Origin of the sequence: Klebsiella sp. GL120222-02, from assembly GCF_003097195.1 — a bacterium.
Lineage (GTDB): Bacteria > Pseudomonadota > Gammaproteobacteria > Enterobacterales > Enterobacteriaceae > Klebsiella > Klebsiella variicola.
Genome location: NZ_QEQO01000001.1, coordinates 1 through 11,974, shown reverse-complemented (window position 1 = coordinate 11,974; position 11,974 = coordinate 1). Strand labels below are relative to the sequence as shown.

Below are 11,974 nucleotides of genomic sequence, written 5' to 3'. Positions count from 1 at the left end.
AGATTAGAGGGCGGAGCGGGCGTCAAGATACTGCTGGCGTTTGAGGTGGCGGATCAACACCCTGCCCTCGGGCATAAACTCTGTGCCGTAACGCACCAGGCCAATATCCTTCAGCTCCGCATCAATGGCATAGCGCAGTTCGCCGGGCGCATGCTGATCGAGCATCACCACCGCGATCCGCTGCAGGCGCGGTTCGTACTTCAGCAATACCGCCGACAACGTGCTCATCAGCTGATGCGCCGACGCCGGCATGCCCTGGAGGATAGCGGTCATATCCGGCAGGCCGTAGTCCGGCAGATGCGCCAGCGTTCCGGCCCGACAGTTAAGGATGCGCTGCATGTTATCGAGCACCGACAGGATGACCTGATCCGTTTCGCTGACAGTATTCAGGTCAAGCCCGCCGGCGAAGTTGCCGTACAGGATGTCATACAGGGAGGGACGAGGCATTTTCACTTCTCCTTAAGCGGGTGCAGCGTCAGTTGATTTTGGCTGGCTTCGATAATGCGCGGCCTCGCCGGGTCAAGATCGTCCCGGGTGAGTACCAGCCGCCAGCTGTTTTGCGTCAGGTCTGGATCGATAAACATGGCCGCCACCGCCACAAACTGCGCGCTGGTTTCCATAGGCATATCGACGGTCACCGATTCGCCCGGACGCAGGCGAACATCTTTTTCCGCCACCCGGTCCGCCTGCAGCGCCTGGCCATCGCCAGCAAACAGCGACGGGTAGTCAGTATTGTCGAACGCCTGCCGGTCCTTAAGCTGGTAAATACGCACTACCGTCGCCAGGGAGGCTCCTTTGGCGTTGTTATTCACCCCTTCCCGGGCGCGAAGATCCAGATGCAGGGTTTTCACCTGGGGGTAAAAAATGGACTGGGTCACGGAAACGGCGCCGTCTTTCACGGTCTGCGTCAGGCCGCAGCCGGTTAAGACGGTAACCATAAGGAATGCCAGCAACCTGGCGGAGGGTTTATCTGCGGTAATCGCCATCTTCATCGCTCTCCCTGCGGTGGATATTTTCCCGGACGCGCTGATAGCGCCCCAGATAAATCGTGATCCTGTCGTCAGCCTGTTTCTGCGCATCCAGCGGACGCAGCACAGCGGTACGGCCAAGCTGGACGGCATGCGCCTGCTGGCAGCAAAGTTGCGCATCCGGCAGTAAATGGCGGGCGACGCAAAGCTGCAGCCGCACGTCGAGATGAGATCCGAGCCAGACGTGCAGGAGCGCCATCAGGTCGCTGAACAGTTCGCCGCCGGGCAGCCAGCCGCGAACCTCATCAGGATTCTCCGTGGCTAGCTGCAGCAACACCTGACTGTTCACATCCGTGGCGTGAGTTCCCATCACTGGCCTGTGTTGCAGGCTAACCGGCTGGCGGATGCTCATCGTTAACGGCTGCGACAAGGGGATCCGGCAGGGATCGTGGTGGTACACCGTCGCCCGGGTCCCCGGGGCCAGGAGCGCCACCAGCGCCTCCATGCCTTCCCCGGATCTCCCCGGCAGCATCATCACCGGCAGCAGCGCCAGAAATCGCGACAGCGGCGCTGCGGCAACGGCGGCACATCCCGGTATGCCAAGCCCCGCCAGGCCCAGCAGATACTGCGAGGTGTTGTCCGTGCCACCCGCCCGAAAGGTTGCCGGGTAGGAATATTTGCGCCAGATACGGTAATACTGGGCGATCAGCCGATGGTTAAAGATATCGAGAAAATCCTCGGTTGCCTCGACGCCTTCCCGCCGTTGCGCAATGTCATCGCTATAGTGGGTCGGCAGCGGGGATTCCACGCCGTAGAGCCCCATAAAAGCAACGCGAACCGCCGGCGGTCGGGGCGGTTCAGGATCGTCCATTCCACGGATTTCGCCGGCCGGGAAACCCATCCCCGGATGCGGGCGAAAGCGTATGGGCTCATCACCCAACTGCCAGTCGCTGCCGATGACCGGCGCCTTCGGCTGGATCTTCTCCAGCAACTGGCAGAAGCGGTAAAAATTCATGTATGGCAACTGAGGCCGGAGCTGCGCCATCAGCCGGGCAGCCGCAGACTGTGATTCTCTTTCCACCGGATACATTTCCCTTCAGGTTGAACGATGAGCGTTAGCTGGTTGAACTGATTCATATCGGCATACAGCGCGAAAAAGCGGTTGAGCATGTTGCCAAACAGGTGGACATCGCCCGCACCGGTAAATCCGCTACCGTCGAGCGTCACTTCGATATCCAGCCCACGCAGCAGGAATCCCTGTTCGAAACGCTGAATTCGGTGATGGCTGACCGCCAGAATAGCGTCCAGACGACGGTTATTGAGCTCATCCTCCCGCCAGTTGTAGAGCGACAGCGTACCGCGCAGTACCTCGGCGCTGCTCATCATGTTGAGAAAACGGGTGCCCAGATGGCTCATGACCCGCCAGTGGTAGCGGTCTTCCGCCGGGGGATATACCGGCAATGTGGGCTTACAGAGATTGCGGACGGTAAGCGGCGTGGCTGATATCGACTCACAGCGATCCAGCAGTGTGCTCTGTAGCGCCCGGCGCGGCAGCTGGCCGTTAGTGCCGGTGATGCGCAAGGAGACCGTTTCCCGCGCCAGCGCCCGGTCGGCCTCCCATTGCTGTCCGCCGAGGATAAGCCAGGTGTCGTGCATACCGGTAACGCCCCGCTTGACGCGGGTGTGGTAGTAGCGCTCCGGCGCATGGCGACGCATCATTCCCCCCTGGTGACGAAAGCGGGTGAAAGGCACATAGCGTGCCTCCCCGGTGCGCCCGGAGCCGGTCACGCTGTCGACAGAATAGATTTCGGTATGCCCGTCCTGCAGGCGCTTCGGACGCAGGAGGTATTCGCTCTCCAGCCCGCTGATGGTCAACGGATCGGCCTCGAGGGTAAACAGGTTAATCACCGGCACACAGTGCAGGCGCAGGCTGCTTGCGCTGACGGGTAAATCGCTTTGCCAGACCTCGCTGAACACCACCTCAAGCGTGAAATGCGATATCCCCGCCGGCAGGGTGATGTTTTCCAGGCCATTTAGCTGCACGAACATAAATTTTTCGCGAAAGGTGAAATACTCGAGCAGCAACTGATAGCCGCTGAAAGCGCTCTCCCCCTTCGGCCATAAACGATCCTCCTCGCTGAATCCCCCCGGGGAAAAATAGCCGTCGAGGCTTATCCGCTCTGTCTGACCCGGCAGGCGCAGGTACAGCGCGGCCTGGCGTCGGGTCAGCCACAGATGGAGGGCGCTGCCGGTAACGGCGTCTTCTCCCAGGTACAGCGACAGGCGGCGGAGATCGGTCTGCGACCAATCAGCCAGCTCGCTACAGGCGAAGCGTAGCCGCAGGACCGAACGTCCGTCCGGCTCCGCCGTCATCACCGCCTCCTCTATCGCCAGCGGATTAAGCGTCAGATCGCGGGTGGTTCGGTACCGGCACACGGTATTTTTCGGCCCCAGTGGGCGGGAGCTAATCTCAAACCCGGGGGTCACCGTTTCCGCCATCTTCATCGCCGGCAGCGTTGGGGTCAGCGCCACGATCGATAGCGATGGAATGGTGCGCAAATAGTGCGGCCACAGCATGCTGACCAGCCCCTCGGTCAGCTCCGGCAGATCATCATCAATTTTTTCGCGCAAGCGACCTACGGAAAAGGCAAAGCCTTCAAACAGGCGCTCAACGTAAGGGTCCGGCGTACCGGCTTTATCGAGATCCAGCATCGCCGCCCGATCGGGGTGAGCCTGCGCGAACGCTTTTGCCGCCTCGCGCAGGTAGCGCATTTCAGCGTCAAAATATCGCAGGGTTAAATCGTCCATTATGAATATTCCATTATTCGTCTACAGGGAGACACGCAGCATGGCTGCGCGGTCAGATTAGTTGGCCGTCGGGCGGCCATGAGCGAAGGAGGCCTGGCGTTGCAGGTCAACGCCAATCAGTCTGGGAGGCGGTTTCAGTATCCCTCTTCTCCGGGTATATCGTCGGTCAGCGGAACACGCTCAGCAGGCGCGCGCACGCTGAATATCGTCTCCGGTAGCGTAAAGTTTCGCAGAGACAGCAGCGCCAGCGGTCCTTCCCCCGCCTCGGTACGCAGCGTGTAGTTCAGCAACAGACCATCCGGCGCTTTCCAGCTCAGGCTCCAGCTGCTGCTCGTTCCGGGATAAGCGCTGACTACCGCCTTATCCAGCAGTCGGATCCACCCCCAGGCGCCCGGGAAATCGCCATACTGGCGGGTGCCCGCCCGGGTACTGATCCAGCTCAGACTAGCGCCCGGCGCTTCGGTGTCGGCGGGCCAGCTGAACCGCCGCCAGGCCGGCATCTGGTTCATATAGACAAGTTTCTGACTGTCGATGACCAGCTCCGTCTGCATCACACCGTCCGCCGTGCCGGGGCGTAGCGCAAAATGCAATCCCGCTTCGCCGTTAGCGAACGCGACGTCGGAGAGATGGCTCAGGGTATTCATCGCCTGCAGAAAGGCCGGGTTAAATGTCAGTCCCTGAGCATTGATACTGTCCGCCATCCAGCGGCTCCCCTCTTTATGCAGCACACCGTTCAGCCGGGTCTGCAGAAAGCGGGCGATGCGCCCGGTCTCGTTAAGATATTTTGCCAGCAGCGGCAGAGAGACTTCACTGCTGGTATTTTTAAAGGGGTAGCGACCGCCAAAAGCGCTATTCCAGTCCTCCACCACCGCGCTGCGCCACTGGGCGTTGAGACTTTCCGCCGCCGGGGTCAATACCTGCTGCCAGGCCTGCTCCATCGGGTGAACAAACAGCGTCTGCCCAAAACCACTCCACTCCTGGCCCAGTCCCGCCGCCACCAGGCTGCCGTAATCGCGCGTTTCGGTTAGATCCACAGCCTTGCCCTGGAACACCGTCTGCGCAAGCAGGCGCGTCATCGCCTGCGGGTCGGTGGCGTTGGTGACCTGCTGCAGGCGCAGACGCACCTGAGTGACGCGGGTCAGGAAGGTCTGCAGGCTGAGGCGGCTGGTGGGCGTCCCGCCGTCGCGATTGTCCAGCAGCGCCAGCACGGGCCCGAAGGTGGCATCCAGAGGACCGCGCGCGCCGGACCGTTGATCGATGGCGGGCGGGTTATCACGGTTAAACAGCTGCCTGGCCGATTTGACCAGCGAATCGGCGATGGCTTCCCCGGTCTGGCCGGTTCGCCCCTGCACGCTCAGGGTGTTCATCAGCGCCACCAGCGGCGACTGGCGCACATCGGCCATCAGTGTCAGCTGGTCGATAGCATCGGAGAGGGTCGCCGCGCGCTGCCAGCGCAGACTGTTGAGGAAATCCAGCCAGGCGCCGCTAAAATCAGCGAAATAACGCTCCGCCAGCCTGGCTCGCAGAGCTTCCGGCGACGTCGACTGCGCGGCAGTCTGCTTCGTATCACTCAGCACCCAGTCCATTTCATCGCGGCGTTCCGCGACCACTTTCTCAATGGCCGGCTGCACGGCCTGCTCCCAGGCCTGACGGGTAAACATTCCCGGCACCACCTCATCAGTGCTGAACAGACGCGAAGCATCGGTGTCGGCAGTCATATCCGCCAGGCGCATATCGGCATACTGATTCGCCACCTGCGCGAGCATCTTCTGGTAAAGCGTGGACTCACTGTTGCGCTGGCCCATCTGTCGAATTAACCGTGTGCGCACCTGGCTGACCAAACCGTCATCGACAGGCAGACGCCACTGCGGATGCGACGCCAGACTGGCGGCATAAAATGCCAGCAGCGAAGGGCCGCTACCCTGCCAGACGCCGTCCGCCACGCCGGAACGCTGCGGCCACTCGCGCATCAACGCTCCCGCAAACCACGCAGCATCCATTCTCTCCGGGCGGGCCAGCATCAGGTACAGTTTCAACTGGTCGTAAGCGGTCTTCGTCATCGTCTCACGCAGCGGGCTGTCCGGCGGCAGCTGTACGAAGGCGGTGAGCTGCTCTTCCAGATGACGCGCCGCCGCATCGCGCAGCAGCGGCTGCGCCCTCTCTCCGTAGCGCGGAAACAGCGCCGCCAGCAGGTCATCGTTCTGACTGAGGCCAGCGCGGGCATACCACGGCGCGCCGTGCTGCGAGCGGTATTCCAGTTGAGAAAGCGTTTTCTGTAACGCGGAGAGCGCATGCAGGCGTACGGCCAGCGGCTGTTTTCCCGCCGAGGCCTGCTGCACCTGCTGCTGTGCGGTCGTAACCAGCTCGCGGTTGGCGATAAAAGAGACTGTCATTGAGGCGGCCCAGAGTAACATCAGGGCGGCAGTTGCCACGCTCATCCCACGCATCCAGTTGACTCCCTGTTTGCGCGGACGTAGACCGGCTGGCAACCACAGCACTGAGTCTGGTATCGTTTCCCAGCGGTTATCCCGTCCCCAGTGATGACGGACACTGCGACCAGCCTCTACTGACGCCTCACTAAATACCACTCCGGCCAGCGGCTGCGGGCGGTAAGGATTAAGCAGTACCGATAACGGCTCCGTCACCGTTTCCGGTTTACGGGTCAACTGATCGGCCAGCGCGAGTAAAAAATTGTGCTGTGGTTGCCCGCATATCTGCTGGATGCCCTGCTCTATCAGTAACGGCGCCAGGGCAGTGAACTGTTCGGCAACTATTTGCGGCGTACTACCTGCAGGTAACAGGCAGCCTACAGGCTGAGTGATACGTCCATTTTTTTCGTTGCCCCCCTCATACAGCGACCAGACGTATAGGGGTAGTTTCCAGCCAAGAGCTTCGTAGCGTAGCTTTAGAGAGTGAGACACACTGTCCATTTCATCTGGCGTGAGCCTGGGCTTCGTTCTGTTCATCGTTGTCAAAACGCCGTCAAAGCCCGATGTTACCCACACCATACCATCAGCCGGGCGATAACGCAGTTTACGCAGCGCTGTGAACCAGGCGTTATCTACCGCTGCCCCAGGGTCTCCACCCCACAGCAATAATGTACCCTGATCTTCCTGCCAGAGTTCCTGCGTGAGCTTTGGGGTCAGTTGTTCTACGTCTCTGACTGAGCCAATTATCAGCAGAATACGGACTTTGCGGGACCAGGCGCGTCCATACTGATAGCGTAGAGTCTGGCGAATTTCCCCCACCGTAATATGATGGGGAGGTGTCAGCGCCACGCGCCCTTCTTCGCCGGGTAAGACGCTGGCCTGCTGCGACTGCCGGCGATATAAACTCTCCTTCACACGGCGGGACATTGCAGGAAGGTAAAAAACAAATACCAACGCCAGACAGACCAGGACAAACGCCAGTACCTGCTCGCCCCGCGTATTGATATTCAGCATGCCGCCATAGCGGGTGATCCCCCACCATATTGCAGCCATCCCGGCCAACGTAAGCCCGGCCAGGCCAAACCGGCCCAGGCCATTACCCGGTATATTCATCTTCACTCCCTGGGGTGATGGTACTGATAAAATGTTCCTGTTCGCTGGAAAATAACGCCAGCAGGGGCTGTTTACGGAGGCTGACCAGATCGGCTGCCAGGGCGGCCAGGAGCCAGGGCGCTGCGGGTCCCGGAATACCGCACCATTTTTCCAGCAGCGCGATATCTTCAGCTTTCCATGGGGTATGCATTTTGCCGCCCTGCGTGATAAGCGCGGCGCTTCTTTCCGTCCATTTTTTTGCGTCCCCGATAACGGAGGGCGTCTGGCAGGCGACAGTCTGGGTTTCCAGAAACAGGGTGATATCGTCTTCAAAGTTCGTCATATCTAAGGGCATAGGACGTAACAGCCGTGATGAGTGCGGCAGATGGTATTTTTGCGCCACATCATCGCTGGTCAGCAGCAGCACGGCCAGCCCGTCGGAGTATGCTGTACCACCGTTGAGCTGGATGACCAGGAGTAAATTGACCGTCAGTACAGGCTGCTTCAGGCGCTCCTCCACTTCCGACAGTGAGAATGAGCCGGTAACGGTAATATCATCAGGCACGGCGCGGCCAGGAATGTGTTCTTTCCAGAGATTACTGAAACTGCTGGTCAGCTCAGGCGAGGGATTATCCGTGATCAGGGTGACATACAGCGGTAGCTCTTCCGGCAGGCACTGCACGCGCTCTTCTATACTGGTCAGCAGCGCATGCATCGCACTCAACTGCACCGGCTCTTCTACCGGAAGGTAATTAATCCTGCGGGTAAGTCCGTATTGCTGAGGCCGCTCACTTCCCCAATGCGCCGCAGAAATATGATCCGGCAACAGCACTGCACTGCCCAGAACGGCCAGCCAGCGCCCGGCCCAGTCTTCCCACCTCTGCTGTCCGTATTCCGCCTCTTTCAGCAAGAACTGATGCGCTTTCAGATCCCTGTCCCACAGGTAGCAACGCAGACAAAAAATCAGCAACCAGCATCCTGCAGGCATCAGGGATACCCACCAGATATTTATCACTGAGAGAATTTTTACGGTGCCGGAAGCATGGAGGATAAAGAGCAGGACACCGATAATCGCCATCAGTACACCGGCAAACAGCCATCGGGTCAGTGAAGGAGCCGATGGCTGCTCCATGGTCAATGCTTTTGTTCGTACCCAGCCCATTTTTTATCCTATCGCGCATTCCGGCGCGCCGGAAATCACCTGGCAACCGCACTGACATTTGCAGCCATCGACCACGATGGCTTTACCATCGGAAGACCATTCCGGCGCTCCCTCAATAATGGCATTAGTGCCATGTCCCGGAATCGGGCAGCTGACTTTATCCCCCACCAGCGCTACAGGCTTTCCATTTACAATCATGGTGGAGGATGCGGAAATAACAGCACCGCCGTGCGTAGTTTTATCGCCGAGTAATACAAAACCTTTGGACATTGAATTTCCTTTTATATATCAGCGATACAGTAGTTATTAATTAGAATACTCAATCGCATCTATTTCAACCTAAAGAGTGAGGCAATAACATTTAATAACAGACAAAAACCGGCTACTCCTATCAAACAAAGAATAATAAACATAAAATAATATCTGGAATAGCTGCACACCTCTCTTTACTTAATATATACTTCTTCCCCAGGTGATATCCCCTACATTAATAACTTTTCACTTCGAACGCCAATTGCCAGACGACCTTATACTCGCGAGATCCGCCTTAATTTCTATTGCATGCTCTATACAATAAAAAATACACTAACAACAAAATAATCAGAATTATAAGCAAATAAAACAGACATTTTCTGATTAGGTGGCAACAGTGGGTATACCTCGCTAATACGACGACTATAGCTCTCTATCGTTTTGCGTTCGCCATAACCTATGGGAAATCCAAAGCGTTCGCGCATCCATCGCTGCGTCATTACTGATTCAAGACTAAATGGCAGCGGATTAGGAAATAACCAAGCCGTTTTTTTTCATCTTCTAACCGCAAAGTTACTTCCTCAAGATTTTTTCTGGTTATTTATAAAAGATGAAAATATTCCTTCTCGCCTCATATCCAGCCTGGAAATATCATCACTAACAGTAATCGTTGGTTTTGTTTTGTAGGGAATTAAACCCTGTTCATAAATATCCTGATAAGGTTTACCTAATTGCTTCACAAGTGTTCGATATCAATATTCATTTGCCACCAAGTCGCTTTTTCTCCAGCGCAATATGAATCCCCTTTGCTCTCTCCAGTGGATTAAAAATCACGGTTTCTGCAAATAAATCCTTGTTATAGGTAAATCCGACAGAACTATTTTGATGAGGAACAGGTAAGGTATATATCTCTTCCCCCCCTATAAGCAGTCATAACAATTTTTGCTTCAACATAAACCATCGGAAATCCTAGATAAGCCCGCACCCACTGCTGAGTCATAACTCGTTCCAGACCAAACGGCATAGGATTAGGAAACAGCCAGTCAGTTTTGGCTTCATCTTCAAACCTTAACATCTCTTCTTTCAGATTTTTAATGAGCACCACTTTTTTCCGTTGACAATCATCGTTGATGACGATGAAATAATTTCACTACTGTACATGATTTTACCATCCATTATAAAAAACCTTATATGTTGAACGCCACCGATTTTTTAAAATAAGATATAGCATCACACATTATTTATTAACGACACAACGAAATACATACTGCGGACCAACACCATATTTTTCATAGTCATCGTTTTTATCGATCTTCGGAACTGGCAATTTTGATTGCCTGAACATGGTTAAAGCGTACTGTCTGTCGCCGCCAATATATCCACGCAGGACTTTTTTAGTACCCTGCGCAGGCCCCTGAGGATCGTTTACCGGAGAATGAGAGTAATAATCTGCTGCATACCAGTCATTAGTCCATTCAGAGCCACTGAGCCCCATATCATACAGACCCAGGGGGTTTGGGGGATATTTGCCTACTGGGTAAAATGGGAAACCAAAACCATCTGTATATTTATCTAATTCATCTTTACCCGGAACATTTTTTCCAGGTAAATAGTCACCATTATTTGTTGGAAACTGAAAATATTGACCTCTGGATCTTGCTGCATATTCCCATTGCGCCTCTGTTGGTAAATCAATCTTTTTACCAGACTCCTTACCTAACCACTGACAATAGTCTTTTGCCTGTTGCCAGGTAACACCAACAGAATAATATCCTTTTTGCAAGGATGGATAATTTTTTAAAAAAATATGGATGGGTGCTTTTTTTACCCCTGTTATCTGCAAATATTTATTATAATCATCATTGGTGATTTTGTATTTTGATATCGAAAAATCGCTTAATACAACCTTATGTAATACCTTATCATCCTGGTTTATGCTGAAAGGCAGTTTTTCACCGACTAACGGCCCAAAATCCCCCATTAAGAACTCGCCGCCCTTAACGGGAACCATGTTAGAGAGTGACTTAGCAACAAGCGCTTCAGACAAGGTTTCACGCTTGCCAGTACTCTTCTGGTCGCACCCGAGCAGTAAACTGGCAGCAACAGAAGCAACTACGATTAATTTTCTCATCTTATCACCTAAGCCTTTGCATCAGGCAGTCATTGTCCCCGTCGGGTGCTGGTCGTCGATCATGGCCAGATATTCTGACATCAGGCTATCCGGGACAGGTTTAAACAGGCTGTCCAGCGGAATATTATATTCATTGAGCGTTCAGACTATAATATAGTATTACAGTCAAACGATATTATTTATTAATAACGCAACGAAATACAAAAAGAGGACTAACTCCAAACTTTTGATAATCATCACGCCCAGCAAATTTTGGCACAGGTTGTGACGATTGCCTGAATATAGTCAAGGCATACTGACGATCTCCGCCAACATACCCCCTTAAAACTTTTTCATTACCTTTAACTGGACCTTGAGGATCATAAATAGGGGAGTGGGAATAATAATCAGTTGAATACCAATCATTACTCCATTCGGCTCCACTTAGCCCCATATCGTATAAACCTAGCGGATTCGGAGGATATTTCCCAATTGGATAAATAGGAAAACCATAACCATCTGTGTATTCATCTAATTTCTTTTGTTCAGGTATATTAGAACCAAGCTCGAAATTTCCATTATTAGTCGCAAAAGGAAGATACTGCCCTCTTGACCTTGCCGCATATTCCCATTGTGCTTCTGTCGGTAAATCAATATTTTTATCGGACTCCTTACCTAGCCACTGACAATAATCTTTTGCCTGTTGCCAGGTCACACCAACAGAGTAATCACCTTTTTGCAAGGATGGGTACTCTTTTACCAGAATATTAATGGGAGGTTTTTTTATTCCTGTTATCTGCAGATATTTATTATAATCATCGTTGGTAACTTTAAACTTTGATATCGAAAAATCGCTTAATACAACCTTATGTAATACCTTATCATCCTGGTTTATGCTGAAAGGCAGTTTTTCACCGACTAATGGGCCAAAATCCCCCATTAAGAACTCGCCGCCCTTAACGGGAACCATGTTAGAAAGCGACTTAGCAACAAGCGCTTCAGACAAGGTTTCACGCTTGCCAATACTCTTCTGGTCGCACCCGAGCAGTAAACTGGCGGCAACAGAAGCAACTACGATTAATTTTCTCATCTTATCACCTAAGCCTTTGCATCAGGCAGTCATTGTCCCCGTCGGGTGCTGGTCGTCGATCAT

At 54.2% G+C, this 11,974-nt stretch carries 11 protein-coding genes and 1 pseudogene; all 12 read right to left on the bottom strand.

Annotated features, from left to right (window positions below; all coding sequences use genetic code 11):
- Positions 1-3 precede the first annotated feature (3 nt).
- Positions 4-447, bottom strand: a complete 444-nt coding sequence (gene tssE / locus N438_RS00055; protein ID WP_004152261.1) for a type VI secretion system baseplate subunit TssE — start codon at positions 445-447, stop codon at positions 4-6.
- Positions 448-449: 2 nt separating this feature from the next.
- Positions 450-986, bottom strand: a complete 537-nt coding sequence (gene tssJ, locus N438_RS00050; protein ID WP_077263621.1) for a type VI secretion system lipoprotein TssJ — start codon at positions 984-986, stop codon at positions 450-452.
- Positions 967-1,983, bottom strand: a complete 1,017-nt coding sequence (gene tssG / locus N438_RS00045; protein ID WP_165818779.1) for a type VI secretion system baseplate subunit TssG — start codon at positions 1,981-1,983, stop codon at positions 967-969. Before tssG ends, tssJ begins: the two co-directional genes overlap by 20 nt.
- A gap of 29 nt (positions 1,984-2,012) precedes the next feature.
- Positions 2,013-3,776 carry a type VI secretion system baseplate subunit TssF gene (tssF, locus tag N438_RS00040; protein ID WP_116696004.1) on the bottom strand — a complete coding sequence of 588 codons (1,764 nt, stop codon included), beginning with the start codon at positions 3,774-3,776 and terminating at the stop codon, positions 2,013-2,015.
- 134 nt (positions 3,777-3,910) lie between these two features.
- The gene (locus N438_RS00035; RefSeq protein ID WP_116696003.1) at positions 3,911-7,318 is read right to left on the bottom strand and encodes an ImcF-related family protein; all 3,408 of its coding nucleotides are present in this window, start codon (positions 7,316-7,318) and stop codon (positions 3,911-3,913) included.
- Positions 7,302-8,459, bottom strand: coding sequence for a hypothetical protein (locus N438_RS00030; RefSeq protein WP_060619675.1), 1,158 nt, complete (start codon positions 8,457-8,459; stop codon positions 7,302-7,304). Before N438_RS00030 ends, N438_RS00035 begins: the two co-directional genes overlap by 17 nt.
- Before the next feature lie 3 nt (positions 8,460-8,462).
- Positions 8,463-8,729 (bottom strand): PAAR domain-containing protein, encoded by a 267-nt coding sequence (locus N438_RS00025; RefSeq protein WP_004175522.1) that lies wholly within the window; start codon positions 8,727-8,729, stop codon positions 8,463-8,465.
- A gap of 296 nt (positions 8,730-9,025) precedes the next feature.
- Positions 9,026-9,474, bottom strand: a pseudogene (locus N438_RS28645) (DUF6392 family protein).
- A gap of 114 nt (positions 9,475-9,588) precedes the next feature.
- On the bottom strand, positions 9,589-9,816 hold the full coding sequence (locus N438_RS00015) for a DUF6392 family protein (protein ID WP_008804367.1): 228 nt from the start codon (positions 9,814-9,816) through the stop codon (positions 9,589-9,591).
- A 132-nt stretch (positions 9,817-9,948) separates the two neighbouring features.
- Positions 9,949-10,842, bottom strand: coding sequence for an SUMF1/EgtB/PvdO family nonheme iron enzyme (locus N438_RS00010; RefSeq protein WP_116696002.1), 894 nt, complete (start codon positions 10,840-10,842; stop codon positions 9,949-9,951).
- A 21-nt stretch (positions 10,843-10,863) separates the two neighbouring features.
- Positions 10,864-10,965: a hypothetical protein gene (locus tag N438_RS27645; protein ID WP_071787070.1), complete on the bottom strand. Its 102-nt coding sequence runs from the start codon at positions 10,963-10,965 to the stop codon at positions 10,864-10,866.
- A gap of 52 nt (positions 10,966-11,017) precedes the next feature.
- The gene (locus tag N438_RS00005; protein ID WP_116696001.1) at positions 11,018-11,911 is read right to left on the bottom strand and encodes an SUMF1/EgtB/PvdO family nonheme iron enzyme; all 894 of its coding nucleotides are present in this window, start codon (positions 11,909-11,911) and stop codon (positions 11,018-11,020) included.
- Positions 11,912-11,974: the final 63 nt, after the last annotated feature.